Source organism: Bradyrhizobium sp. AUGA SZCCT0160, from assembly GCF_018130105.1.
In the GTDB taxonomy this organism is placed as follows: domain Bacteria; phylum Pseudomonadota; class Alphaproteobacteria; order Rhizobiales; family Xanthobacteraceae; genus Bradyrhizobium.
The window spans coordinates 133145-157361 of record NZ_JAFCMD010000007.1; the positions used below are offsets into that span (position 1 = coordinate 133145).

General features: G+C 63.4%; 23 protein-coding genes. 8 read left to right on the top strand and 15 right to left on the bottom strand.

Features of this window, described 5'->3' with window-relative positions; all coding sequences use genetic code 11:
* Window positions 1-19: 19 nt before the first annotated feature.
* The 6 genes from JQ558_RS14110 to JQ558_RS14135 form a co-directional block, all read right to left on the bottom strand.
* Entirely contained in the window at window positions 20-898 is an 879-nt protein-coding gene (locus tag JQ558_RS14110) for an SDR family oxidoreductase (protein WP_212293981.1), read from the bottom strand.
* A gap of 144 nt (window positions 899-1042) precedes the next feature.
* On the bottom strand, window positions 1043-1903 hold the full coding sequence (locus tag JQ558_RS14115; protein WP_212208928.1) for a MaoC/PaaZ C-terminal domain-containing protein: 861 nt from the start codon (window positions 1901-1903) through the stop codon (window positions 1043-1045).
* Window positions 1904-2132: 229 nt separating this feature from the next.
* Window positions 2133-2522, bottom strand: coding sequence for a Zn-ribbon domain-containing OB-fold protein (locus JQ558_RS14120; RefSeq protein WP_212208927.1), 390 nt, complete (start codon window positions 2520-2522; stop codon window positions 2133-2135).
* Window positions 2522-3670 (bottom strand): thiolase domain-containing protein, encoded by a 1149-nt coding sequence (locus JQ558_RS14125; RefSeq protein WP_192733811.1) that lies wholly within the window; start codon window positions 3668-3670, stop codon window positions 2522-2524. The genes JQ558_RS14120 and JQ558_RS14125 overlap by 1 nt, the downstream gene beginning before the upstream one ends.
* A 1722-nt stretch (window positions 3671-5392) precedes the next feature.
* Complete coding sequence (locus JQ558_RS14130; RefSeq protein WP_212293982.1) at window positions 5393-8884, bottom strand: indolepyruvate ferredoxin oxidoreductase family protein; 3492 nt, start codon at window positions 8882-8884, stop codon at window positions 5393-5395.
* A 326-nt stretch (window positions 8885-9210) separates the two neighbouring features.
* Window positions 9211-9852, bottom strand: coding sequence for a trimeric intracellular cation channel family protein (locus tag JQ558_RS14135; RefSeq protein WP_212293983.1), 642 nt, complete (start codon window positions 9850-9852; stop codon window positions 9211-9213).
* A 160-nt stretch (window positions 9853-10012) separates the two neighbouring features.
* On the opposite strand from JQ558_RS14135, the gene JQ558_RS14140 reads away from it, so the two are divergent.
* Window positions 10013-10420 carry a hypothetical protein gene (locus tag JQ558_RS14140; protein ID WP_212211718.1) on the top strand — a complete coding sequence of 136 codons (408 nt, stop codon included), beginning with the start codon at window positions 10013-10015 and terminating at the stop codon, window positions 10418-10420.
* An 87-nt stretch (window positions 10421-10507) separates the two neighbouring features.
* Here JQ558_RS14140 and JQ558_RS14145 read toward each other — a convergent pair whose 3' ends face one another.
* Both JQ558_RS14145 and JQ558_RS14150 read right to left on the bottom strand, forming a co-directional pair.
* Window positions 10508-11320 carry an oxaloacetate decarboxylase gene (locus JQ558_RS14145; protein ID WP_212293984.1) on the bottom strand — a complete coding sequence of 271 codons (813 nt, stop codon included), beginning with the start codon at window positions 11318-11320 and terminating at the stop codon, window positions 10508-10510.
* 66 nt (window positions 11321-11386) lie between these two features.
* Window positions 11387-11695: an NIPSNAP family protein gene (locus JQ558_RS14150; RefSeq protein ID WP_212293985.1), complete on the bottom strand. Its 309-nt coding sequence runs from the start codon at window positions 11693-11695 to the stop codon at window positions 11387-11389.
* Window positions 11696-11893: 198 nt separating this feature from the next.
* On the opposite strand from JQ558_RS14150, the gene JQ558_RS14155 reads away from it, so the two are divergent.
* The 3 genes from JQ558_RS14155 (at window position 11894) to JQ558_RS14165 (ending at window position 13663) form a co-directional block, all read left to right on the top strand.
* Window positions 11894-12592, top strand: coding sequence for a helix-turn-helix transcriptional regulator (locus JQ558_RS14155; protein WP_212211724.1), 699 nt, complete (start codon window positions 11894-11896; stop codon window positions 12590-12592).
* A 180-nt stretch (window positions 12593-12772) separates the two neighbouring features.
* On the top strand, window positions 12773-13036 hold the full coding sequence (locus tag JQ558_RS14160) for a GCG_CRPN prefix-to-repeats domain-containing protein (RefSeq protein ID WP_212211726.1): 264 nt from the start codon (window positions 12773-12775) through the stop codon (window positions 13034-13036).
* A 120-nt stretch (window positions 13037-13156) separates the two neighbouring features.
* On the top strand, window positions 13157-13663 hold the full coding sequence (locus tag JQ558_RS14165; RefSeq protein ID WP_212293986.1) for a hypothetical protein: 507 nt from the start codon (window positions 13157-13159) through the stop codon (window positions 13661-13663).
* 76 nt (window positions 13664-13739) lie between these two features.
* Here the strand turns inward: JQ558_RS14165 and JQ558_RS14170 are convergent, their stop codons facing one another.
* Together JQ558_RS14170 and JQ558_RS14175 are read right to left on the bottom strand one after the other, a co-directional pair.
* Window positions 13740-14108, bottom strand: coding sequence for a twin-arginine translocation signal domain-containing protein (locus JQ558_RS14170; RefSeq protein WP_212211730.1), 369 nt, complete (start codon window positions 14106-14108; stop codon window positions 13740-13742).
* Window positions 14109-14385: 277 nt separating this feature from the next.
* Window positions 14386-14700 carry a hypothetical protein gene (locus tag JQ558_RS14175; RefSeq protein WP_212293987.1) on the bottom strand — a complete coding sequence of 105 codons (315 nt, stop codon included), beginning with the start codon at window positions 14698-14700 and terminating at the stop codon, window positions 14386-14388.
* 152 nt (window positions 14701-14852) lie between these two features.
* On the opposite strand from JQ558_RS14175, the gene JQ558_RS14180 reads away from it, so the two are divergent.
* Entirely contained in the window at window positions 14853-16100 is a 1248-nt protein-coding gene (locus JQ558_RS14180) for a glycerophosphodiester phosphodiesterase family protein (RefSeq protein ID WP_212293988.1), read from the top strand.
* 163 nt (window positions 16101-16263) lie between these two features.
* Here JQ558_RS14180 and JQ558_RS14185 read toward each other — a convergent pair whose 3' ends face one another.
* Window positions 16264-16611 (bottom strand): hypothetical protein, encoded by a 348-nt coding sequence (locus JQ558_RS14185; protein ID WP_212293989.1) that lies wholly within the window; start codon window positions 16609-16611, stop codon window positions 16264-16266.
* A gap of 254 nt (window positions 16612-16865) precedes the next feature.
* On the opposite strand from JQ558_RS14185, the gene JQ558_RS14190 reads away from it, so the two are divergent.
* A complete protein-coding gene (locus JQ558_RS14190) occupies window positions 16866-17870 on the top strand; it encodes an alpha/beta fold hydrolase (RefSeq protein WP_212293990.1) in 1005 nt (334 codons plus the stop codon).
* 130 nt (window positions 17871-18000) lie between these two features.
* Here the strand turns inward: JQ558_RS14190 and JQ558_RS14195 are convergent, their stop codons facing one another.
* Window positions 18001-19533 carry an acyl-CoA carboxylase subunit beta gene (locus JQ558_RS14195; RefSeq protein WP_212293991.1) on the bottom strand — a complete coding sequence of 511 codons (1533 nt, stop codon included), beginning with the start codon at window positions 19531-19533 and terminating at the stop codon, window positions 18001-18003.
* Window positions 19534-19725: 192 nt separating this feature from the next.
* Here JQ558_RS14195 and JQ558_RS14200 point away from each other — a divergent pair, with 192 nt between their 5' ends.
* Window positions 19726-20076, top strand: a complete 351-nt coding sequence (locus JQ558_RS14200; protein WP_409410517.1) for a DUF4260 domain-containing protein — start codon at window positions 19726-19728, stop codon at window positions 20074-20076.
* 74 nt (window positions 20077-20150) lie between these two features.
* The gene (locus JQ558_RS14205) at window positions 20151-21152 is read left to right on the top strand and encodes a dienelactone hydrolase family protein (RefSeq protein WP_212293993.1); all 1002 of its coding nucleotides are present in this window, start codon (window positions 20151-20153) and stop codon (window positions 21150-21152) included.
* Window positions 21153-21408: 256 nt separating this feature from the next.
* On the opposite strand, the gene JQ558_RS14210 is transcribed toward JQ558_RS14205, so the two are convergent.
* From JQ558_RS14210 to JQ558_RS14220, 3 genes are all read right to left on the bottom strand, one after another.
* Window positions 21409-22227, bottom strand: coding sequence for a class D beta-lactamase (locus JQ558_RS14210; protein ID WP_212293994.1), 819 nt, complete (start codon window positions 22225-22227; stop codon window positions 21409-21411).
* A gap of 82 nt (window positions 22228-22309) precedes the next feature.
* Complete coding sequence (locus JQ558_RS14215) at window positions 22310-22576, bottom strand: EscU/YscU/HrcU family type III secretion system export apparatus switch protein (RefSeq protein ID WP_212293995.1); 267 nt, start codon at window positions 22574-22576, stop codon at window positions 22310-22312.
* A complete protein-coding gene (locus tag JQ558_RS14220) occupies window positions 22573-24153 on the bottom strand; it encodes a flagellar hook-length control protein FliK (protein WP_212293996.1) in 1581 nt (526 codons plus the stop codon). The genes JQ558_RS14215 and JQ558_RS14220 overlap by 4 nt, the downstream gene beginning before the upstream one ends.
* Window positions 24154-24217 lie beyond the last annotated feature (64 nt).

Genomic DNA, 24217 nt, shown 5'->3' on the forward strand with positions numbered 1-24217 from the left:
TCGGGGACGGGACGCGACGTCAGAACCTTCGCGCGCCCATCTTGATCTGTTCCTCGGAGAAGAAGATCTCCTTGGCGTGCTCGACGATATCCTGCGCCTTCCAGGCCTCGCCGGGCGGCTTCCAGCCTTCCATTTCCATCATCCGCATCTCGCGGACGCCGCGGGGACCGGAAACGCCGAGCGTCTTGCCGGTCTGGTCGCCCGACAAATCGCTGACCATGTATAGCACGGCCGGCGCGATGCCATCGGGCCCCAGCGCCGCTTTGGGGTTCTCGATATAGCGCGGCAGGTCCGCGGTCATGCGGGTCAGCGCACCCGGCGCCAGCGTCCAGATCCGGATGTTGTATTTGCGACCCTCGATCGCCAGCACATTCGACAGTCCCCAGATACCGCCCTTGGCGGCGCCGTAATTGGTCTGGCCGAAATTGCCGATCAGGCCCGAGGTCGAGGAAGTGTTGACGATCACGCCGCCGCCATTCTCGCGCATCCATTTGAACACCGGCTGGGTGCAGCAGAAGGTGCCCTTGAGGTGCACCTTCAGCACCTTGTCCCAATTGGCTTCCTTCGCCTTGGAAAAAGTCTCGTCGAGCAGGATGCCGGCGTTGTTCACGAGGATGTCGGCGCGGCCGAAATTCTTGATGGCGTCGTCGAACACCGACTGGCCGCCGGCCATGGTCGAGATGTCGGCGCCGTTGGCAACCGCCCGGCCGCCCTCGGCCTTGATCGCCTCGACCACCTTCTGCGCCATGGTCTGGTCGCCACCGGAGCCGTCACGCGGGCCGCCGAGATCGTTGACCACGACCGCCGCACCCTCGCGCGCGAACAATTTGGCGTAGGCCTCACCCAGCCCACCGCCCGCACCGGTGATGAGCGCAACCTTGCCGTCGAGTAATCCCATGGTGGTTTCTCCTTTTTTCCGGTTTCGTGTCCCGGACGCGATGCAGCGTGTAACGCTGCTTCGCAGAGCCGGGACCTGGCGCAGTGGGCCCCGGCTCTGCAGCGCAGCACTCCGTGCCGCGCTGCGTCCGGGGCACGAGACCTCTTAACCCAGCACCGTCTTGCCGCTCTTGATCACCGTGACATTGCGCGACTTCACCTTGGCTTCGAACGAAACGACGTTGCCGTCCTTCCACAATTCCATCGTCACGGTCTCGCCGGGATAGACCGGCGAGGAGAATCGCGCCGCGTGCTGCTTGAAGGCGGAGGAGTCATAATCGGCATAGGTCTGCAGCACGCCGCGGCAGGTGATGCCGTAGGTGCACATGCCGTGCAGGATCGGTTTCGGGAAACCGGCCTTCCTGGCGAATTCCGGATCGGAGTGCAGCGGGTTGCGATCGCCGCACAGGCGATAGACCAGCGCCTGATCCGGGCGCGTGGAAATGTCGACGATCTTGTCGGGCGCGCGGCTCGGCACCTTGTGTGGCTCGGGCTGGCCTTCAGACGGTCCGCCGAAGCCGCCATCGCCGCGCGCGAAACGCGAGGCGACCAGTGTCGCAAGCTTCTCACCCTTCTCGTCCCTGAGCACGGTCTGGTGGCGGATCACCGCGCCCTTGTCCTTGCCCTTGTCGAACACGTCGAGCACGGTCGAGTCGGCCGTGATATGCGCCGCGCCGGGCAGCGGCTTGTGGAAGGTGATGTCGCGCTCGCCGTCGACCACCATCACGCGATTGAGATTCATCTCGCCGGGCCCTGCCCCCCAGGCCGCCACCGAAGCGAACGTCGGCACCACCTTCAGCGGACGCGGCGTCAGCGTGCCCTCGTTGACGAAGGCCAGTTCCTTCTCGTCCATCGGATCGGCGCCCATCCCGATGCCGTAGGCGTAGAGCATCACCTCGCGGTCGGTATAGGCGTATTTCTGGCCGAGATTTTTCAGGGCCATCAGCTGTTCGTAATTAATCGGCATCTTCGCGCGTCCTTCCCGAATTTCTTTTCTTTACCGGCGCCCGTTGCTGCGCCCTCTCCCCTTGTGGGAGAGGGCTACACCGGCGCTCGTTACAAACTCACTTGGGTGAGGGGTTGGTTCAGCAAGCACATATGCCAGCCGATAGAACCCCTCATCCGGCGCTTCGCGCCACCTTCTCCCACATCCGCCTTCGCCAAGGCTTCGGCGAACATGAGGGGAGAAGGGAAACTTACGCCGGCGTGAAGAACGGCAATGGCGCGCCGTCGGTCGGCTTCCACACCACCTTCACCTTCTGGCCGATCTTGAGCTTGTCCATGTCGCAATCGACGATGTTGGTCTGCAGCGACGGGCCTTCCTTCAGCGTGACATAGGCGATCGCGTAAGGCCCGGTCGGGGATTTGCGCATCAGGCTGAAGGTGTAGATCGTGGCTTCACCGGAACTCTCCTCCCACTCGGTCTTGTCGGAGAAGCAGAACGGGCAGATCGAGCGCGGGAAATAATGCGGCTCGCCGCAGGCGGTGCAGCGCTTGATCATGAACTTGCCCTGCTTGGCGGCCTCCCAGAACGGCGCGGTCTCAGGGTTGCCTTGCGGCACGGGGAGTTTCTTTGCTTCAGCCATCACGCACGCTCCAGAATGCAGGTTGAGGCGGCATGGCGCACGCCGAGAAGTCCGCCGGTGCCGTGGGCGACCGCGAGATCGCAGTTTGGCACCTGCACCTTGGGGTGCGCTTCGCCGCGCAGCTGGCGCACCGCTTCGATGATTTTCGTCATGCCGCCGCGGTTCACGGGATGGTTGCTGCAGAGGCCGCCGCCATCGGTGTTGAACGGCAATTTGCCGACGCCGGAAATCAGATTGCCGTCGGCGACGAACTTGCCGCCCTCGCCCTTCTTGCAGAAGCCGAGATCTTCCAGCTGCATCAGCACCGTGATGGTGAAGCTGTCATAGATCGAGGCGTACTTGATGTCCTTGGGCGTCACGCCCGCCTCTTCGAAGGCGCGCGGGCCGGACCAGACGCCGGCGGAATAGGTCAGATCGAGATCCTTGCCGCCGCGCGGGCCCTTCATTGCCTCGCCATGGCCGATCAGGCGCACCAGCGGCTTCTTCAGGCTTTTCGCGATCTCCGGCGTGGTGACGATCAGCGCGCCGCCGCCGTCGGTGACAACGCAGCAATCCATCCGGTGCAGCGGATCTGATATCATCGGCGAGTTCAAGACGTCCTCGACGGTGACGACTTCCTTCAGCATCGCATGCGGGTTGTACTGGGCGTGATGCGAGGCCGCGACCTTGATCCAGGCGAGCTGTTCGCTGGTGGTGCCGTAGTCGTGCATATGGCGCATGGCACACATGCCGTAGGCATTGTGGGTAGTCGCGCCATAGGCCGCCTCGAAATCGGCCTCGGCGCCGGCGGCGCGCGGCGGCATCGGGCCGGTGCGCGGCTTGCCGGCGAGCGTGATCAGCGCGATCGAGCATTTGCCAGCGGCGATCGCTTCGGCGGCGTGGCCGAGATGGATCAGATAGGAACAGCCACCGGTGTCGGTGGAATCCATGTGGCGCACTTTGAGGCCGAGATAGTCGACCATCGGCCAGAGGCCGCCCGGGGCATCGCCGGCGCAGAAATAGCCGTCGATATCGGCCTTGGTCAGCCCGGCGTCCTCGATCGCGCCCTTGGCGACCTCGGCGTGCAACTGCGCGGTGGATTTATCGGGTGCGTGCCGGGTCGGATGCTCATAGATCCCGGCAATGTAGGCTTTGCCCTTGATGGTCAAATCATTCTCCGCTGGCGTTTCTTATTTCCATGGTTTTTCTGGCCTGTCGGGAGAGCCTTGGCAAGCGAGGAAATATTCCGTCAGGCGAGACGGGTGCGACGGGACTCAAGTCAGGATGATTATCTCCGGAAATCGTATCAGGTCACCGACGCTGTCGTCCTCCGCGTAAGCGGGGGACCCAGTACGCCGCGGCCTACCCCGTCATTGCGAGCGTAGCGAAGCAATCCATTCTATCGTTACGCGGCGCGATGGATTGCTTCGCTGCGCTCGCAATGACGGGGATACAGTTTCGCATTCTCGCGGCGCGCTGCGCCCGAAGTTTTACAAATCGCTTCGCCCTTCAAAACAGAGGGCGCAGGGAATGCCGGATGCGCGCTGCACCCGCGGTCTCGCGTGCGATTGTGCTAAGAAAGCTGCACACGAGCATACAGGGCAGCGGAGAACATCCGACATTCCCTGCGCAGTGGCTTTACGGCTTATGACGCGCTCTCCCCGGTGAGACGGCCTCTATTGCCACCGTCACCCCTCGGAAGCGTTAGCTCCCGAAAGACTTGACGCCGTTACGGGCGCCAGGACCACACGCTTTTGCCGTACGCTTCAGCCGCGAACGTCAATCGCAACATCAGCGTCCACCGCATCCCCGCCCCTCGTCATGACGACGGCCGACGCCCCTCTGAATGGGACGGGATGGCGAGAATGTGCCGGTGATTTGGGTCGAAGGAAAGAGAAATATTTTTGATTTCCGGAATTTTTCTGCTTGACGCGATTTCCGTAAATCAGAACTGATTTGCCCGTCGGGTTGCTTTGTCGCACCCACCGCAGCCAGATTCCAGTTGCAAGCGAGGCGACGCAGCTGGGTAGGGCGGGTTCTCTTTAACCCGCCGCGCTCCATGCAAGATGGCGGGTTAAAGAGAACCCGCCCTACACGAGCTGATTTTCCCGTCGGGGTTCCATAAGCGACTTTCGTGCATTTCCTCGGAACGAAATCCGGCTTCCCGCGTGATAGTTCACGGGCACCTAGCAGCTGGAGGACCAGGATGTTTAGAGGAATGCGCAAGTATGCGCTCGGCGCCGCAGCGGCAACTGCTCTTTTTGTAACTCCGATCCCGGCCTTTTCCCAATCCGTTGAGGTTGGGCCGGGGGGCGTTCGAGTGTACGAGGGTCGAGGGGGTGGGCAATGCGAGCAATTGCGGCGTGCCTGCGAAAACAAGGACGCGCTAGGGGAGCGTGGGGAAGGAAATTGCCGCAGATACCGGGAGACTTGCCAAGGATCAGCTCGGAGAGACGTGTGCGGCGAACTGAGACAAGCCTGCCTCAACAAGGACCAGTTGGGCGAACGAGGCGAGGGAAATTGCCGCAGGTATCGCCAGACCTGTAGAGGACGCTTATAGAGGTCGCCAATTTTTCAGTGTTGCGGGGTGGTTCGATATCGCTCGGCACCGCCCCGCGCACCATCATCGCGATTTCAACGTCATAAAACGTTGACGGTCGTGGATTATGACTATCAATCATAGCGCAAGCGATGCGCGCCAGTAGTGTCGCGGAGGGCGGATGTACCCCTCGTGACAGTGAAGGCCTCCAGCTTCGGCTCGGAGGTCTTTTGCGTTTTACGAAGCTGGTGATCCGGCTTTCGCAAAGCTGCGTTCGGTGGCTATGGGTCCCCCGATGCGCCATTGCGCATCTGAGCTCAAGGCCGGGACGACGTAGGTGTGAGAGCTCGCCCTACTCCGCCGCGATCTGCCGTGGCGCGGGCGGCGGGTTGACGAGATCGGCCGCCAGTTGCGTGTAGCGTGCCTTGGCGTCGTGCACCGCCTTTTCCTTGACCGGGCCGTAGCCGCGGATGCGGTCGGGCAGCGAGAGGATTTCGACCGCGATGTCGAGCGTGAGCGGCGACAGCAGGCCGAGCACGGTTGCGACGTCCTTCTCGTAGCCGGAGATCAGGTCGCGCTCCATCTTGCGGTCGGCGCTGTAGCCGAAGATGTCGAACGCGGTGCCGCGCAGGCCCTTCATCTTCGCCAGCGTCCGGAAAACCGGCATCATCCAGGCGCCGAACGCGCGCTTCTTCGGCCGGCCCAGCGCATCGACGCCGCCACCGAGGATCGGCGGGGCGAGGTTGAAGCTGAACTTGAAATCGCCCTCGAACTGGTCACGAAGCTGTTTTTCGAAGCGGCCGTCGGTGTAGAGCCGTGCGACTTCGTACTCGTCCTTGTAGGCCAGCAGTTTGGCATAGTTGATCGCGACGGCGCGCGGCAAGGCCTCGTCGTAGCCGCCATCGACAGCGGCATCGCGGACTTTCTTGACCAGCGCCTGATAGCGGGCGGCCAGTTTGGCGTCCTGATACTCGGTCAGGAGGTTGCTGCGGTGGGCGATGATCTCGTCCAGCGTCATCGCATCCAGCGTCTTGGGTGCGACGCTTCCGTCCTGATCCTTCATCATCGCGATCAGCTTTGCCGGGTCGTGCGCGGCGAGACGTCCGAGCTGGAACGCCTGGATGTTCAGCTTGACCGCGACGCTGTTGACCTCGATCGCCTGTTCGATGGCCTTGGCCGAGAGCGGCAGCAGGCCCTTCTGATAGGCAAAGCCCATCATCATCATGTTGGTGGCGATGGAATCGCCGAGCAGCATTTCGGCGGGTTTTGTGAAGTCGAAGAACGACGAATCCTTGCGCAGCGCGGTTTCCAGCACATGGTTGACCTTGCGCGCCTGGAAATTGAAATCGCGGTTGAGGATGAAGTCGGCGATCGGAATGAGGTGGGTGTTGATGATCCCGGTGGTGCGGCCGGATTCGCAGAGCGTGATGGTTTCCTTGGAGACGGCCACCACTTCGTCGGCGGCCAGCACGAGATCGGCGGTGCCGGTGACGATGCGCGAACAGGTGACGTCGGCAGTGTGTTCTGACAGACGCACATGGCTCAGCACCGCGCCGCCCTTCTGGGCGAGGCCGGACATGTCGAGGATCATGCTGGCCTTGCCCTCGATATGCGCGGCCATGCCGAGCAAGGCACCGATGGTCAGCACGCCGGTGCCGCCGACGCCGCCGACGGCGACGTTGTAGGGCCGCTCCAGCGTCGGGCGCGACGCAGGCTCCGGCAGTTCGCCGATATCGCCGACGCCGCCCGGCGCGCGCTTGCGCATCTTGCCGCCGTCGATGGTGACGAACGACGGGCAAAAGCCCTTCAGGCAGGAATAGTCCTTGTTGCAGGTCGACTGGTTGATGGTGCGCTTGCGCCCCAGCTCCGTCTCAAGCGGTTCGACCGAGATGCAGTTCGATTGCACCGAGCAATCGCCGCAGCCTTCGCAGACCGCCGGATTGATCATGACGCGGCGCGCCGGATCCTCCAGCATTCCCCTTTTGCGGCGGCGGCGCTTTTCGGCGGCACAGGTCTGCACGAACACGATCGCCGAGGCGCCCTTTACCTTGCGCAGCGTCTTCTGGACGGTGTCGAGTTCGTCGCGATGCGCGGTCTTCACGCCCGGCGCGATTTCGGACGCCGGATAGGCATCGGGATTTTCCGAGACCAGATAGATTTCGCGGATACCTTCGGCGTGAAGCTGGAAGGTGATCTGCTGCGGCGACAATTCGCCGTCGACATGCTGGCCGCCGGTCATCGCGGTCGCGTCGTTATAGAGGATCTTGTAGGTGATATTGGCGCCGGAGGCGACCGCCTGGCGGATCGCGAGGCTGCCGGAATGGAAATAGGTGCCGTCGCCGAGATTGGCGAACACGTGCTCTTCCTTGGTGAAGGGGGCGACACCGACCCAGGGCACGCCCTCGCCGCCCATATGGGTGAATGTCTCGGTCGAGCGGTCCATCCACAGCGCCATGAAGTGGCAACCGATGCCGGCAAAGGCGCGGCTGCCTTCCGGCACTTTGGTGGAGGTGTTGTGCGGGCAGCCCGAACAGAAATACGGCGTGCGGGTGATCGGCGCCACCGCCTGCATCTGCGTTGCCTGCCGGCCGTTGAACCAGTCGGCCTTGGCGCGCAGCTGTGCTGCGATTTCAGGATTGAGATTAAGTCGAAGCAGCCGCTCGGTCAGCGAGCTCGCCAGCGAGGCGACGCTGAGCTCTTCCGCAAACGGCAGGAAGCGCTTGTCGTGGTCGTCCATCTTGCCGATGATGCGGGGACGGACATCGTCGCGCCAGTTGAACAGCTCCTGCTTGACCTGGTTCTCGACGATCTCGCGGCGCTCTTCGATGATGAAGATTTCTTCAAGGCCGACAGCGAATTGCCTGACCCCTTCCGGCTCCAGCGGCCAGGGCATGCCGATCTTGTAGAGTCTGAGACCGATCTTGGCGGCGACTTCGGGCGTGATGCCGAGTTCGCGCAGCGCTTGCCTGATATCCTCGTAGCTCTTGCCGGACGCCATGATGCCGTAGCGCGCGTTCGGCGAATCCATGGTGACGCGGTTGACCTTGTTGGCGCGGGCAAAGGCGATCGCGGCAAAGCCCTTGTAGTCCTGCAGGCGGCGGTCCTGCGCGAAGCGGTCGTCGGGCCAGCGCAGGTTGAGGCCGCCCTCCGGCAGTTCGAAATCGGTCGGGATCACGAACGGCGTCATCTCGTCGGTGAGGTCGATCTCGGCGGTGGTTTCCACCGTCTCGGTGATCACCTTCATGCCGACCCAGCATCCGCTGTAGCGCGACATCGCGATCCCCAGCAAACCCATCTCGATCATTTCGTGGATGCTGGAGGGATAGAGATAGGGCATCAGCGCCGACATGAAGGCATGGTCCGACTGATGCGGGACGGTGGAGGATTTGGCGCCGTGGTCGTCGCCCGCGAGAACCAGCACGCCGCCGTGCTTGGCCGAGCCTGCCGCGTTGCCGTGGCGGAACACGTCGCCGCAGCGGTCGACGCCGGGGCCCTTGCCGTACCAGATACCGACCACGCCATCATAGTTGGCGCCGGGCGACAGATTGAGCTGTTGCGAACCCCAGACCGCGGTGGCCGCAAGGTCTTCGTTCACGCCGGGCTGGAATTTGATGTTGTATTGCTCGAGATGCTTGCGGGCGGCGAACAGCTGCTGGTCATAGCCGCCAAGGGGCGAGCCGCGATAGCCAGAGATGAAGCCCGCGGTGTTCAGGCCCTGCGCGCGGTCGCGGCGGATCTGCGCCATCGGCAGCCGCACCAGCGCCTGGATGCCGGTCAGGAAGACATGGCCGCTTCCCTGGGTGTATTTCTGATCGAGACTGATCGGACCCTGGTTGATTCCCATTTAAGCCCTCTTTGCCAGCCGCTTTGATCGCCAAGACGATTTCTGAGCAAGGCTGTGTTTTATGTAGGCGTCAGAACTTCTTAGAACCAGTCTATGTCGGATTTTCCGCTTCCCGCACCACAAATCTGGGCAAGGCAGCCGCGCGATCAAAGATCGCAATTTCGTGCCGGGAAGAACGCCGGCCGGTTTCGCTTTGTGTCGCCGGACCGCCCCGGCACGAAACGGCATGACGTGGCCGGCTGCCCTGCGTTTGGGGATAACGCCCCAGGCGGCCTTTGGCTGCAGGCGATTCTGGCTGGTACGTTATGGTGCGCTGCGTTCGTCGGTCAGTGCTGATCGCCGCCGAAGACGAATTTCGGCATCTCCCATTTATAGCGGATCGCGAGCAGCCGCAGCGTCAGCCCGAGCGCGAAGGTCAATCCGGTCCAGAGTTCGTGATTCAACTGCAACCCGAAGGCGGTGACGTAGAACAACCCAGTGACGACGGAAACGCTGGCGTAGAGTTCGGAGCGAAACAGTAGCGGCACGTCGTTGCAGAGGATATCGCGCAGCACGCCGCCGGCGCAGCCCGTGATCATGCCGGCGACGATCACGATCGGCAGCGGCGCGCCGACTTGCCGGGCGACATCGCAGCCGGCCATCGTGAACACCACAAGGCCGATCGCATCGAGCACCAGGAAGGCGAGGTTGAGCCGGTGCACATGGCGCGCAATCAGGATGGTCACGAAAGCCGCGATCGCGGTCAGCGCCAGGTAGGACGGGTTCTTCACCCAGACCAGCGGATAGTGCCCGAGCAGCACGTCACGGATGGTTCCGCCGCCGAGCGCGGTAATGCAACCCAGCATGCATACGCCGGCCCAATCCATGCTGCGGCGCCCGGCGGCCAGGGCGGCCGTCATCGCCTGCGCGGTCAGCGCCACATAGGACAACAGGTGCAGCACGGTATCGCTGGGCGGCAGGGCCCACATGGCAACCTCTTATGCGGCCTCTTCGCACCCTCTGGTTCGATGGAACCCGCGAATCACGGTTCCATCATTAACCGGTTGCAAGATTGACGCGGAACATCCGGCCGCGCCAGCCATTGTATCTCCGCTAAACACTTTGGGGTTCTAACGGAGGAACTGACTGATGACCTACAATCCGAACGACCCATATCGTGCCAATCTGAGTGATGACGAAATCCGCCGCCAGGCACGTATGAACAGTCTCGACAACGAGATACAGGCCGACCCGCAGCTCGCAGAGGGTCCGGCCAGCGGCGCCAAGATCGCGATGTTCGCGATCGCCATCGCCGTAGTAATGGGTGCGTTGTTCTATGGTCTGAACACTACCAGCGTCAACGAGGCCGGCACTACGCCGTCCAGCCAGACCGCGCAGACACAGCCGGCCAACCCCGCGGCGCCTCCGGGCATGCGTGACGTAACGCCGAAGTCCAACAACCAGCCCGGCACGACCACCGGTGCCGCGCCGCCGCGTCCGGCAGCGCCCTCGCCGGCGGCGCCGCCCGCTCCGGCCGACGCACCGGCCAAGCAGTAACGGCTGAAGCAAGAGTGATCTGAAACGACAGCGCAGCGGGCATTACGCCCGCTGCGTTTTTCTTTGTGCGTATTTGTTTGGAAGGTGTCAGCTGAACATCTTGCTGAGTTCGCCGCCGGGATAGCCGTTGGCGAACTCCGTGAACGTGCCCTGCTCCGCCATCTCCTTCGACGCCTTCATGAAGCCGGCCCACGCCATCCGCGCCAGCGCACCGCCGACGCTGATACGGCGCACGCCGAGATCGCCGGCAATCTTCAGCGACGGACCGGCGGCGCCGACCAGCAGATTGACCGGTTTTGGCGCGACCGCCTTGACGACCGCCGAAATCTCTTCCGGCGTCGAGATGCCGGGCGCATAGAGAACGTCGGCGCCGGCCTCGGCATAGGCAGTGAGCCGGTCGATCACGAGCTTCATATCCTTTACCCCGCGCAGGAACGCCTCGCAGCGGCCGGTGAGCAGGACGCCGCTATTGTCGGCGTCGATCGCCTGGCGCGCCGCCCGGATGCGATCGATGGCAAGCTCGCGTTCGAACAGCGGCTTGGAATTGTCGCCGGTGAAATCCTCGATCGAAAGGCCGGCGATGCCGGTCTTGACCGCGCGTGCCACGTTGACGCCGACCTTGTCCGCCTCATGCGCAAAACCGTCCTCGAAATCGGCATTGACGGGAATGTCGACCGCCGCAGAGATCGCGGCCAGATGATCGCAGACGTCGTCGACGGTGACGCCGTTGTCGGCTTTGGCAATGGCCCAGGCAAAACCGGCGCTGGTGGACGCCAGCGCCTTGAAGCCGAGATGCTGCAACGCCTTCGCGCTGCCGACGTCAAACGGATTGGGGATGATGAAGCAGCCGCTCTCGTGCAACTTCTTGAAGGCGGCGCGTTTGTCAGCAGTTGTCAGCATGGTCACTCCCCGAATTGTTTGTTGGCGCGGCCAACATAGGTACGCACCGCCTGCTCCGCCAGACGCTCACGCCACGACCTTGCGCAGAAACGTGCGCTCTTCGGCGAGGATGAACTGGTTCTCCTCGGCAAAGCTGAAATTGGCCATACCCTCCTTGTCGGCGCGCAGCCGCGCCCGGTAGCTCTCGTAGGCCGCGAGGCTGTCGAACGAGATCAGCGCGAAGGCGATGTTGTTGGTGCCCTCATGCGGCATCCAGTAGCCGATCAGGTCGCCGCCGCATTTCGGAATGATGCTGAGCCAGTTTTTCGAATATTCCTCGAACATCACCCGCTTGAACGGATCGAGCTGGTAGCGGATGAAGACGGTGATGGTCATGTTGTTCTCCGGTCCTTGTTGTCGTCATTGCCTGCGACAAACGCGAAGCGTTTGCGCAAGGGAGCGAAGCGACGAAGCAATCCATTCCTCCGCACGTGGCGCGATGGATTGCTTCGCTTCGCTCGCAATGACGGAGCCTATTCTCGGACCGGACACTACCCGCTTGATCGTCGGCGATGCTTCGGCTATCATCGAACTATGAAAGCAGGCCCCGACATCGCAATGGTCGCTTCCCTGGTCGGCGATCCCGCGCGCGCCAACATGCTGACCGGGCTGATGACCGGCCGCGCGTTGACCGCGACCGAACTGGCGCACGAGGCCGGGATCACGCCGCAGACGGCGAGTTCGCATCTGGCCAAGCTGGAAGCCGGCGGCCTGATCGAGCAGGAGAAGCAGGGCCGGCACCGTTACTACCGCCTCACCGATCCCGATGTCGCCGGCGTGCTCGAGGGCCTTGCGGGGCTTGCGGAACGCGCCGGTCACACGCGTGTGCGCACCGGGCCGAAAGAGCCGGCGCTGCGCCGGGCGCGGATTTGCTACGACCACCTCGCCGGCGATCTCGGCGTGCAGATGCTCGACAGCATGAAGAAGCAGAAGCTGGTCCGGCAAAGCAAGGAGACCATCGAACTCACCGGCGAAGGCAAGCGCTTCATGGCAAAGGCGCTGCAGATCGACGCCGATACGCTGGCCCATCCACGCCGGCCGGTCTGCAAGGCCTGCCTCGACTGGAGCGAACGGCGGCATCACCTCGCCGGCACGCTGGGTGCGGCGGTCATGAGCCGGTTCACCGAACTCAACTGGGCCGCACGCGATAGCGCGCCGGGCAGCCGCGTCGTCAATTTCACGCGCAACGGCGAGAAGCGGTTCGCGGCGCTGTTCGGCCCGAGCGAAGCTTAATTCGTGCAGCCGTTTGTTTACGAATTGGCCCCAAATGAGGCGTGGCAACGAAAATGTGACAGCCGCACAACCGGCAATTTCTTGCTGCTGTTTCACGAATCAACAACATTCATTTTCTATTCAGGTCCCGTGACTAGGTTCGGAACCGCGCCGCCTGGCGGCTAAAAATCGGGAGAAAACATGAAGTACCTTTTCGCTGCAGTCTTGGTCGCAGCCTCGTTTGCGAGCTTCAGCGCGGCGAATGCCGCGGGCGGATGCGGCCCCGGCTATCATCGCGGTCCCTATGGCGGATGCGTGCTCAATCGCGGCCGTGTTGTGGTGGCGCCGCGCGCCGTCTACGTCCCCCCGCGCGTCGTGCGGCCCCCGGTTGTTGTGGTGCGGCCCGGCGGCCGGGTTTGCCCCTACGGCATGGTCTGGGCCTACGGGCGCTGCCGCGTTCGGTAATATCAATTCATACGGCCGAAGGCCCCGCTCCGGCGGGGCTTTTTTTATGGGCAGGACGGCATTGAACGCCACGGCGTGTTGCGCAGACGAAGCGGGATGCACCTTTCCGGGCAAGCAGCCATGAACTCCCTCCGCTTTGTCGCCACCGCGATCGCGCTGGCCTGCCTCACCCTATCGGCGCGTGCCGAAGCACCGCCCAAATTCGCGGATTATCCGGTCAGGGTCTACGCCGGCAAAATCGCAATCCCGCGGCTGGTGACGCCGGATTTGCGCGCCCGCCGGGAGACTTTTCTCGCCGCAGCCGACGACGGGAAGATCGATGCGGCGGGCCGTTACATCGTGGTCAAGCTGCCCTGCGGCTCGACCTGCGTCGCGCCCACCTTGCTCGATGCGCGCACCGGCAAGATCATCGAGCTGTTCACGGTCTCCGGCTGGCACGAGGTGTCAGATGATTTCGATCCCGTCGTCAGCCGCGCCAACAGCCGCATGATCGTGTTCCGCGGCGCCCGCAACGAGGCCGGTATTGTCGGAAACCATTTCTATCTGATCGAAGGACGCGGAAGGCTGAAGCACCTTCACACGCAGGACACGCAGGCGAATTTCGAGACTTCGCCGAAAATCAAATAGCCGGATGGAATGAAGCCCACGCCGACCCCATAAGGCAGGGACGGCAAATGCCATCCCCGCCCCGTCCCCACGAACGTTACCAGTAACGGCGTCGCCAGTAGCGACGGCGCCAGCGGCGGCGACGCCAGCCGTAATGCCTGCGGCGCCAGCCGTAATGCCGACGGCGCCAGCCCCAGCGCCGACGGCCCCATCCGCGGCCACGGCCCCAGCCACGGCCACGACCCCATCCGCGGCCACGGCCTCGGCCCCCGCGCACTTCCTCTGGCTGGAGCTGATCGACCTCATCGCCGGACGTGACGGCGGGTTGCGCATCCGGATTGGCAGGGAGTTGGCCGTCCGGAACCAGCGGCTGCGGCGTCAGCGGCGCCGCCTGTGCGCCGGCCGCAAGTGCGACACCACCTGCCGCAAATCCAAAGGCGAGTTTCAGAAAGTGCCGGCGCTCCATGACATCTCCTCCTCTGCGATCGGTTGGATTGAGCAGGAGAGTTTCGGTGCGCCGAGATGAATGCCAGCTGAACTGCGCATTCAGGTTTTGGCTGTCCGCCACTAACGTCGTCCCGGCCTAGTGCGCAATTGCGCACGGGGGCCGGGACCCATACGCCGCGGCCGGTGTTGATGGAAAAAGAAGATAACGACCAGCGTGTTAAACAATTACCGACGGTGGCTATGGGTCCCCCGATGCGCAATTGCGCATCTGAGCTCAAGGCCGGGACGACAGTGAGTTACTTCGCAAATTCCTCGGCCAGCACCAGCGCCTCGCGCGTGCGCGTCACGTCGGGCCAGTCGCGGTTGAAATCGGCGATCAGCCGGGTCATGTCGGGCGCTTTGGTCGCGCGGTCGAGCGCGGCCTCGTCGGAAAACTGATACATCGCGTGATGCAGCGCGGGATCGCTGAGGCTCCAGTAGCGCCACGCTTTCTCGGCGCCGAACGATTTGACAGCGTCCGGCAGATGCTCGCGCGAATACCAGGCATCGAACGCCTGACGCTTTGCGGCATCCGTCACGGTGGCGCGGACGACGAACAGGGCCTTCGGCATTTCGGTTCCTCCCGATTGTTATTTTGCGTAAGATCACCGCCGTGCGACCGCGCGAACTGTAGATAAACCGCAAGCGGGCGCAACCCCACACGCAGGCGTCATAATGTCGTGGTGATATCCGTTTTTTACACCGCCACTTCCGAGGTTCGTTCATGCACTCTCGCCGCCTTCTGGTTCTATTCTCCGCGCTCGCGCTGTTTGCGACCGCCGCTCCCGCCGCGGCGCAAAGTGTGCCCCTGCCGCGCGAGGCGCAGATCGGCCCGCGCCCGTTCTACCTCGTCGACAAGATGAAGGACGGCCCGCTCAAGGAAAAGCTCAGCCAATGCAACGGGCCGTTCCACAAGACCGATTTTTCGATCGGCCATCGCGGCGCGGCGATGCAATTTCCCGAGCACACAAAAGAATCCTATACCGCCGCGGCCCGGATGGGCGCCGGCATCATCGAATGCGACGTGACCTTCACCAAGGACCGCCAGCTGGTCTGCCGGCACGCGCAATGCGATTTGCACACCACCACCAACATCCTGTCGGTGCCGGCGCTCGCCGCCAAATGCACGCAAGGTTTCAGCCCGGCCGATCCGGCCACCGGCAAGAAGGCCTCCGCAAAGTGCTGCACCAGCGACATCACGCTCGCCGAGTTCAAGTCGCTGACCGCGAAGATGGATAGCTTCAATCCTGATGCCACCAACGTGGCCGATTACCAGAACGGCACCCCGCGCTGGCGCACGGATCTCTACGCCGCTTCCGGCACGCTGATGACGCATGATGAAAGCATCGCGCTGATCAAGAGCCTCGGCGCCAAGTTCACGCCCGAACTGAAGTCGCCCGAAGTGCCGATGCCGTTCGACGGCGACTACACTCAGGAAAAGTACGCCGCGCAGATGATCGCCGCCTACAAGGCCGCGGGCATTCCGGCGAGCGACGTGTTCGCGCAGAGTTTCAATCTGGCCGATGTGCTGTTCTGGGTGAAGAGCGAGCCTGACTTCGGCGCGCAGGCGGTCTATCTCGAGGACCGCTACGAGAAGCAGGGTCTCGATCCCGCCAAGCCCGAGACCTGGAAGCCTTCGATGGCCGAACTCAAGTCGTCAGGCGTCCGAATCCTGGCGCCGCCGATCTGGACCATGCTGACGCTGAACGACAAGAAGGAAATCATCCCGTCGGAATACGCCAAGGCCGCGAAGGCCGCCGGCCTCGACCTGATCGGCTGGTCGCTGGAGCGCGACGGCCCGCTCAACAAGGGCGGCGGCTTCTACCACCGCTCCATCAAGCCGGCGATCGACCGCGACGGCGATACGCTGACGGTGCTCGATGTCCTCGCAAAACAGGTCGGCATCCGCGGCATGTTCTCGGACTGGCCGGCGACCACGACGTTCTATGCGAGCTGCATGGGGATGAAGTAACGGCACTCGCCGGAATCGTAGGGTGGGTTAGGCGCAAGCCGTAACCCACCGATGCGGTGGACGGAAAAAGATGGTGGGTTACGCGGAGTTTATCATCGGGCGCGCATTCGCGTGACCCGGTGGCTAACCCACCCTACGACGCCGGTGGCGGGGCTGATACCCGTCAAGCCAGTTTCATCGGCGCATCGCTGACCATCCGCAGATCGATCCTGCCGATCAGATCGGAACGGGCCAGCTCGGCGGCGCCGATGGCTTCCTCCGTCTGTCGCAAGGTGCTGACATTCGATCCGAGCGAGACAATACCGCCAAGGATCATCGCGATCGATCCGAGCGCGGAAACGATGCCGGCCCCGAACAAGCCAAGCATCGTCACAAGCAATAACGCGGCGCCGCCAGCGATCGCCGCCTTGGAAGCCAGAATATACTTCCGGCATCGCTCGGCGGCCTCGGCAAGCTCCTCAAGGCGCGCTTCGATCTTGGAAATCTCGTCGGTCGGGTCGTCTTCGGTCATTAAAGGGCCGATACCAGATTGGTGGAAATTTCACCCTACGCGCTGTGGGCGCCGGGGATCAAGGCGTCGGGCTTCGAGCCTGATCGGCGCGGCACCAGTTCACAGTGCGCGATCCCGATCAAGCGATGGTGACGTTTCGTGAAGGGCGCCCCCCTTCCACTCGAAACCATAACGCCGGTATGTCGTTGCCCAAAGTGGACATCGCTTCTTGATTCCGATGCCGCCACGCGAGGCCAACGCCGTCGGAGTTCCCAATGGATCGTCTTTGTGCCGCGGCGCTGGCCAGCGCCCTGCTCGTTTCACTTCATGCACCAGCCAGCGCCGCCGCGCGCGAGCCCTATGGCATCGGGCTGGAAGGATTCGCCTATCCCTATCCGGTCAACCTGCTGCCGCTCACCAACGACGGCGAGCAAGTGCGGATGGCCTATATGGATGTCGCCCCGGTGCAGCCGAACGGGCGCACCGTGGTGCTGCTGCACGGCCGCAATTTCCCGTCGAGCTATTGGGCGCCGGTCATCAAGACGCTTTCGGACGCCGGCTATCGCGTGGTGGTGCCGGACCAGATCGGGTTCGGCAAATCCTCCAAGCCGCAAGGCGAGCTGCATTTTGACACGCTGGCACGCAACACGATGACGCTGCTGGATCATCTGCAGATCGGCAAAGCCGATATCGTCGCCCATTCGCTCGGCGGAATGCTCGGCGTGCGGATCGCCCGCGCCTACCCTGACAGGGTCGACCATCTCGTGCTGACCGCGCCGATCGGGCTCGAGGATTACCGTCTCTATGTGCCGCCGACGCCGACCGAAAAGATTCTGGAGAACGAGGACAGACTGACCGCCGACGGATATCGCAAGCAGCTCGAGACCAATTATGCGCTAAAGCTGCCGGCAGACCAGGTCACGCCCTTCATCGATGCGCGTTTCAACATCAAGGGCAGCGCCGAATATCCGCGCTGGCTGCGCGCCTTCGTCAGCTCCGCGCAAATGATCTATCGCGAGCCGGTGGCGCATGAAATCCCGCTGATCACGCGGCCGACCCTGTTCATCATGGGCGCCGACGATCACAACGCACCGGGCAAAGCCAATGCGCCCGAAGCGTTGCGGCCGAAGATGGGCCACAACGCCGACCTCGCCAAGGCGCTCGCCGCCAAAATGCCGAACGCCCGCGCCGAAGTGATACCGGACACCGGGCATCTGGTGTTTCTGGAGGCACCGGCGAAATATAACGAGCTGCTGCTGGGGTTTCTCGGGGGCCGATAACGGTGCGTAGGATGGGTGGAGCGACCTGTCCGCCGTAGCTCAAAGAGCGAAGGCGGAAGCGATACCCATCAATTGCGGGCGCGAAGACCAAAGATGGTGGGTTACGCTTCGCTAACCCACCCAACGAAGCTTACAACGGCAAATTGTCGTGCTTCTTCGCCGGCATCTCGACCTTCTTATCCCTGAGCATCGCCAGCGCCCGCGCGATCCGCTTTCTCGTCGAATGCGGCATGATCACATCGTCGATATAGCCGCGTTCGGCGGCGATGAAGGGGGACAGGAAGCGGTCTTCGTATTCCTTCGTTCGCGCGGCGATCGCATCGGAGTCACCGATGTCGCTGCGGAAGATGATTTCCACCGCGCCTTTGGCGCCCATCACGGCGATCTGGGCGGTCGGCCAGGCGTAGTTCATGTCGGCGCCGATTTCCTTGGACGCCATCACGTCGAACGCCCCGCCATAGGCCTTGCGGGTGATGATGGTCACCAGCGGCACCGTGCACTGCGAATAGGCGAACAGCAGCTTGGCGCCGTGCTTGATCAGGCCGCCATATTCCTGCGCGGTGCCCGGCAGGAAGCCCGGCACGTCCACAAACGTCACGATCGGGATGTTGAAGGCGTCGCAGAACCGAACGAAGCGCGCGGCCTTGCGTGAGGCGTCCGAGTCGAGCACGCCCGCCAGCACCATCGGCTGGTTGGCGACAAAGCCGACGGTGCGGCCGGCGATGCGGCCAAAACCGGTGACGATGTTTTTTGCAAATGTCTCCGAGATCTCGAAGAAGTCGCCCTCGTCCACGACTTTGAGGATCAGTTCCTTCATGTCATAGGGCTTGTTCGGATTGTCGGGGATCAGCGTATCCAGCGACATATCGAGGCGTTCGATATTGTCGAAGCTCGGCCATTCCGGCACGCCGTCGGTGTTGTTAGAGGGCAGGAAGTCGATCAGCCGGCGCATCTGCAGCAGCGTCTCGACATCATTTTCGAACGCGCCGTCGGCGATCGAGGAGCGCGTGGCGTGCACGGAGGCGCCGCCGAGTTCTTCGGCCGTGACCACTTCGTTGGTGACGGTTTTCACCACATCGGGCCCGGTGACGAACATGTAGCTCGTGTTCTTCACCATGAAGATGAAGTCGGTCATTGCGGGCGAATAGACGTCGCCGCCGGCGCAGGGGCCCATGATGACCGAGATCTGCGGGATCACGCCTGACGCAATGACGTTGCGGCGGAACACGTAGGAATAGCCCGCGAGGGCAGCTACGCCTTCCTGGATGCGCGCGCCGCCGGCGTCATAGAGCCCGATGATCGGCGCCCGCGCCTTCATCGCCATGTCCTGCAGTTTTGTAATTTTCAGCGCGTGGGTCTCCGACAGCGAGCCGCCGAACACGGTAAAGTCTTTCGCGAATACAAAAGTCTTGCGGCCGTTGACGGTGCCCCAGCCGGTGACGACGCCGTCGCCGGGGATCCTGTTCTTTTCCATGCCGAATTCGACCGAGCGGTGCTCGACGAACATGTCGAATTCCTCGAACGAGCCCTTGTCGAGCAGGAGTTCGATGCGTTCCCGCGCCGTCAGCTTGCCGCGGGCGTGCTGCGCCTCGATGCGCTTCTCGCCGCCGCCGAGCTTGGCGCCGGCGCGCCGTTCTTCGAGGGTGTCCAGGATGTCTTTCATGTGCTGCCGCCCGTCTCAGGTCCAAATTGGCCGGGGTTCTAACACGGCCTTTTGCGAACCGGAAACACCCCTTCATGCCCTCTGGTACCGGTGCGGAAGTGCACCTATATCCGCACCTCTGCACAGGGGATGCAATTGACGGATACTGCGACCGCCGAGCCTGCCGGGGCCGTTACCGGGGGCCTGCGAACCATGCTCCGGCTGGAAGGCCTGGCGCTGTTTTTGGGGATGACGCTGCTCTACTGGGTCTGGGACGGATCGTGGTGGGTCTTCGCCGCCCTGTTCCTGGCGCCCGACCTCAGCTTCGCCGCCTATTTTTTCGGGCCGCGCTTCGGGGCGATGCTCTACAACGCCGCCCACACTTACATGGTGCCGATGGCGCTGATGACGGTCGGCTTTGTCACAGCCGAGCCTTTGGTGCTGTCGATCGCCATGATCTGGCTCGCCCATATCGGCTTCGACCGCGCGCTGGGGTTTGGGCTGAAATATTCCACCGGCTTTGGCTTCACCCATCTCGGGCGGATCGGGAAGAAATCGGCGTAGGGCTGACCGGTTTGACAGGCATTGCTCTGCTTGGTCTAGTTGCTCCCACGACGAAAAATACTGGGGGCATACCGATGCTGAGAGACTGGCGCTTTGCCGTCACGGCCGCGATCTTTTGCGGCGGGATTCTCCTGAGCGGCCCTGAGGCCAACGCGCAATCGATCCCCAGGGACGTCGCCGCGCGCACCGAGATCTACGCGATCCCGTCGCTGACGATTTCGGACCAGCAATTTTTGAATGGCGACAGCAACGGCAAGCAGGTCACCGTCGCCGGTCAATTCCGCATCGCGCAAGGCACTGGAAAGCTGCCCGTCGTTGTGTTGATGCACGGCTCGAGCGGCGTCGGCGCCGGCATGGATCCGTGGGTGCGTCAGCTCAACAGCCTGGGGATTTCGACCTTCGTGATCGACGGCTTCTCGGGCCGCGGCCTCACCGCTGTTGGCCCGAACCAGGGCCTGCTCGGCCGGCTCAATTTCATCGTCGATATTTACCGCTCGCTAGAGATCCTGGCCGAACATCCGCGCGTCGACCCTGAACGGATCGTGCTGATGGGATTTTCGCGCGGCGGACAGGCCACGCTCTACGCCAGCCTCGATCGATTCAACAAGCTCTGGAACAAATCCGGCGCGCAGTTCGCCGCCTACATCCCGTTCTATCCGGATTGCTCGACGAGCTATGCCACCGACACCGAAGTCGCGGCGCGTCCGATCCGGATCCATCACGGCACACCCGACGATTATAATCCGGTCTCGAGCTGCAAGGCCTATCTGGCGCGGTTGCAGGAAGCCAAGCGCGACGTGGTGCTGACCGAATATCCGGACTCCCCGCACGGCTTCGATTCCGGCCTGCTCGGCCTCAGCACGACGACGGTGTCCACCAATGCGCAGACCGCCCGCAGCTGCAAGCTCAGCGAGGGCGAAGGCGGCGTGTTGATGAATGGCGATACCAAGGCGCCGTTCAGCTACAAGGATGCCTGCATCGAGCTCAACCCGCATGTCGGCGGCAACCCGACGACCGCCGCGGAAGCGCGCAAGGCCGTGAGCGACTTTTTGCTGGCGCTGTTCAAGCTGGGGTGAATTGGAAGTAGGTCAGGTGTCTCATCGACAGCGGTGAGCCCCCTCTCCCCTTGTGGGTCGAGACGAGCGAAGCTCGCTCTTAGAGGGTTGGGGTGAGGGGTTCTCTCCTCACGATGAATCTCACGGCGGATAGAGACCCCTCATCCGGCGCCATAGCCGATGCAAAGCATCGGCGTTCTAAGAACGGCGGCCGGAGGCCGCCTATGCCACCTTCTCCCACAAGGGGAGAAGGGAAGAAAAGCCTGTCCTCAGCTGATCAAATCGCGACAATGTCTGTGAGGCATTGCTGCGTCACCGTCATGCGCGCGGCGATGTGGGCGGGCTCCTTGCAGTCCATGTTCATCGCGAACACGGTCTGCATGTTGCCCTTCTCGGCCCACCCAACCATCCAGCCCAGTGACGGCCTGCCCTGCTCGGCGCCCAGCAAACCACTCTTGGCGCGGATCGTGGCGTCGCCGACTTTCGTTACGGGGAGGATATCGCGCACCAGCTCCTGGCTGCGCTTGCCGACCGGCAGCACGCCGCGCCGCAGCCGGTCGATGAAATCGATCTGCTGGACGGGGTCGATGCGCAGCTTGCCGGTCAGCCAGAACTGATCGATGCCGCCGCCGATGTCGCGGTTGCCGTACTCGAACAGGTCGAGATATTTCTGCATCCGCTCCGAGCCGATGCGCCGGGCGATCTCCTGATAGACGGGCACCGCGGAGACCGCGATCGCCGAGCGCAGGGTGTGGTCGGTGTTCCAGGCCGCGATGCTGCGGGTCACCCCGTCCCACTTGAAGATATCCTTGTCCGGGTCCTCGACCACGCCGGTCTCCAGCGCAATCAGCGAATTCGGAATCTTGAAGGTGGAAGCCGGCAGCTTGTCCTCTCCGGAGCGGACCTTGTCGCTGGCGATCATCAGATAATCGTCGACCTTGTAGCCGACGAAGGTGCCGACCGTTCCCAGGCTGAAGAACCGTTTTGCAAGATCGTCGCGAAATTCGCTGCGCTGATAGGAGACATTGGCGAAACTGCGCGAAGGAACGAGGCTCGCGGCGGCAACAAGTCCGAGCGCATGGCGGCGATTGATCACGGGAGCTATCCGAGCTGGTTGAGGGGAGCGGCGGAGGATGCGGATGGCATCGTGGTAAAACGATGGCGCGAGCCGCCAAGATTTACCGAATTCGCCCCGTCAGACGCAGCACGAAAATCAGCACTTCGGCGACCGCCTTGTAGAGCTCTTCCGGGATTTCGTCGCCGATCTCGACATGCGACAGCGCGCCCGCCAGCACCTCGTTCTCCTCGATCGGGATGTCGTGGGCCTTGGCGAGTTCGATGATCCTGGCGCCGATGGTGCCCTTGCCCTTGGCGACGACGCGCGGCGCGCCCTTTTTGTCGTAGTGCAGCGCGACCGCGAGCTGGTTGCGGACCTCGACGCTCATAGCGCGCGGTCCAGGAAATGCCCGGCCTTGGCAGGGGCGGCCTGCGGCGGCGCGCCGTCGCGGATCACGATCTCGCCGGGCTGCAGTTCGGCCCTGGTGAGCGCCTGGCTCAATTCCGCAGCACCGGCGCGCAGCTGCGCGGCGGTGGCCGGCCGCTCCGCCCACATCCGCACGGAGGTCTTTTCGCCAACCAGCGACACCAGCGCATGGATCGGACCGGTCGGCTCGACATCGAGCGAAAACCGCGCCCGCCACACCTGCTTGGCGGCCTCGACCTCGGCGGCAGCACCGTCGCGGGCAATCTCGAACTGCGCCATCGCCGTGCCCTGCGGCGTCACGAACGGGATTTCGAAATTCCAGCGCGGCGTCGTTGCGTCGACCTTCGGGCCTGTAACATCGATGCGGTCCGGCAGCGAGGCGACCTGCAGCAGGGTCTGCCGCGCAATCGCCGCATCGGTGTCGTCGAGCAGATGATGCGCGGTGGTGGCAAGCGGCGCGTCCGGCGCGAGCGAGGGTAACGCGACCGGCTGGGCCGTCGGCGAAGCGCCGCGAAACGGCGGTGGCGGCGTGTTGGTGTGAACGGTGACGTCGTCGCCGGCTAACGCCTTCGACAGTGTTGCCGATCGCGCGGGAATGCCGAGTTGCTGCAGCGCTTCCTGCAGCAGGTTCATGGTCGCGCCCGCGCTCGGTCCGGAGTTAAGCGCCTGGGCGAGAGCGCCCTGCAGGCCACCGCGCGTTTGGGCAATCTCCTGAGCCACAGGCAGCCGCGCCTGCGGCAGCAGGATTTCGTGGACGTCGAGATCGGGAGCCACAGACGGTACGAGGCCGGGGGCGGCATTCGGCAAACCGGCCTGGGCCGGCGCCGCCTTCGTGGCCACCGCTGCATCCCCGCCGAGCGCCGATTGCAGCGTCTGGCGCAGCACGATCAGCGCGGCCTTGAGATCGGGCGCGCCTGATGACGGCACCGCGCCCGAGGCCAGCGACGCCTCGAGGAAAATCCCGGATTTCTGAAACGCGGTCTTGATGTCGGCGCCGTCGAGATTCTGGTCGAGGCTGGTCTGTTGCGCCAGCACCTGCGCAATCGCCGCTTGCAATTTAGGCGGCAGGTTGGCGGATGATACCGCGGCGCCGAGATTGGCGAATAATGGCGCGAGACTGTCCTGCTCGGTCGCCGCACTCTGCGTCGCGACCGACACCGCCGCGCGTTCCAGCGGCGTCAGGACGTTTTTGGAGGGGGCTACGATTGTCGGTCGGTTGGCCGCCGCGTCGACCATCGCCTGCGGCGACAGCGTGACGGCATCATTGGCGACGCCGCCCTGCCCGACCAGTGCAAGCCGGATCCCGTCCTTGGTCTGCGACACGGCGAGTTGCAGCGACTGCCCCGCCTGCAGCGGAATTTCGGTGGCGACATCGATGGAGAGCGCAGCGATCGCGATCCGCACCAGCTTGGCGTCGAGAACCTTCAGGACCTGCGCATTGACCACGCTGCCTTGCGCCAGCACGAGCTCGGGCGCCACGCCGCCGACCTCTTGGGCGGCCAGCACCGGAAGCACGGAATTGTTGATAGAGATCGCCATATCAGAGGTCTCGGCCAGGGCATCAGGCTACCCCGGCGTCGTAAACCTCTCGTTAACCGACCAT

Excerpts from the sequence above, each read along its gene's own strand:
- JQ558_RS14145 (WP_212293984.1), bottom strand. The coding sequence starts at position 11,320 with ATGCTGACAACTGCTGACAAACGCGCCGCCTTCAAGAAGTTGCACGAG.
- JQ558_RS14155 (WP_212211724.1), top strand. The coding sequence starts at position 11,894 with ATGAAAGCAGGCCCCGACATCGCAATGGTCGCTTCCCTGGTCGGCGAT.
- JQ558_RS14120 (WP_212208927.1), bottom strand. The coding sequence starts at position 2,522 with ATGGCTGAAGCAAAGAAACTCCCCGTGCCGCAAGGCAACCCTGAGACC.
- JQ558_RS14110 (WP_212293981.1), bottom strand. The coding sequence starts at position 898 with ATGGGATTACTCGACGGCAAGGTTGCGCTCATCACCGGTGCGGGCGGT.
- JQ558_RS14170 (WP_212211730.1), bottom strand. The coding sequence starts at position 14,108 with ATGGAGCGCCGGCACTTTCTGAAACTCGCCTTTGGATTTGCGGCAGGT.
- JQ558_RS14180 (WP_212293988.1), top strand. The coding sequence starts at position 14,853 with ATGCACTCTCGCCGCCTTCTGGTTCTATTCTCCGCGCTCGCGCTGTTT.
- JQ558_RS14220 (WP_212293996.1), bottom strand. The coding sequence starts at position 24,153 with ATGGCGATCTCTATCAACAATTCCGTGCTTCCGGTGCTGGCCGCCCAA.
- JQ558_RS14160 (WP_212211726.1), top strand. The coding sequence starts at position 12,773 with ATGAAGTACCTTTTCGCTGCAGTCTTGGTCGCAGCCTCGTTTGCGAGC.
- JQ558_RS14115 (WP_212208928.1), bottom strand. The coding sequence starts at position 1,903 with ATGCCGATTAATTACGAACAGCTGATGGCCCTGAAAAATCTCGGCCAG.
- JQ558_RS14205 (WP_212293993.1), top strand. The coding sequence starts at position 20,151 with ATGCTGAGAGACTGGCGCTTTGCCGTCACGGCCGCGATCTTTTGCGGC.
- JQ558_RS14190 (WP_212293990.1), top strand. The coding sequence starts at position 16,866 with ATGGATCGTCTTTGTGCCGCGGCGCTGGCCAGCGCCCTGCTCGTTTCA.
- JQ558_RS14150 (WP_212293985.1), bottom strand. The coding sequence starts at position 11,695 with ATGACCATCACCGTCTTCATCCGCTACCAGCTCGATCCGTTCAAGCGG.
- JQ558_RS14135 (WP_212293983.1), bottom strand. The coding sequence starts at position 9,852 with ATGTGGGCCCTGCCGCCCAGCGATACCGTGCTGCACCTGTTGTCCTAT.
- JQ558_RS14185 (WP_212293989.1), bottom strand. The coding sequence starts at position 16,611 with ATGACCGAAGACGACCCGACCGACGAGATTTCCAAGATCGAAGCGCGC.
- JQ558_RS14195 (WP_212293991.1), bottom strand. The coding sequence starts at position 19,533 with ATGAAAGACATCCTGGACACCCTCGAAGAACGGCGCGCCGGCGCCAAG.
- JQ558_RS14130 (WP_212293982.1), bottom strand. The coding sequence starts at position 8,884 with ATGGGAATCAACCAGGGTCCGATCAGTCTCGATCAGAAATACACCCAG.
- JQ558_RS14140 (WP_212211718.1), top strand. The coding sequence starts at position 10,013 with ATGACCTACAATCCGAACGACCCATATCGTGCCAATCTGAGTGATGAC.
- JQ558_RS14165 (WP_212293986.1), top strand. The coding sequence starts at position 13,157 with ATGAACTCCCTCCGCTTTGTCGCCACCGCGATCGCGCTGGCCTGCCTC.
- JQ558_RS14175 (WP_212293987.1), bottom strand. The coding sequence starts at position 14,700 with ATGCCGAAGGCCCTGTTCGTCGTCCGCGCCACCGTGACGGATGCCGCA.
- JQ558_RS14215 (WP_212293995.1), bottom strand. The coding sequence starts at position 22,576 with ATGAGCGTCGAGGTCCGCAACCAGCTCGCGGTCGCGCTGCACTACGAC.
- JQ558_RS14200 (WP_409410517.1), top strand. The coding sequence starts at position 19,726 with ATGCTCCGGCTGGAAGGCCTGGCGCTGTTTTTGGGGATGACGCTGCTC.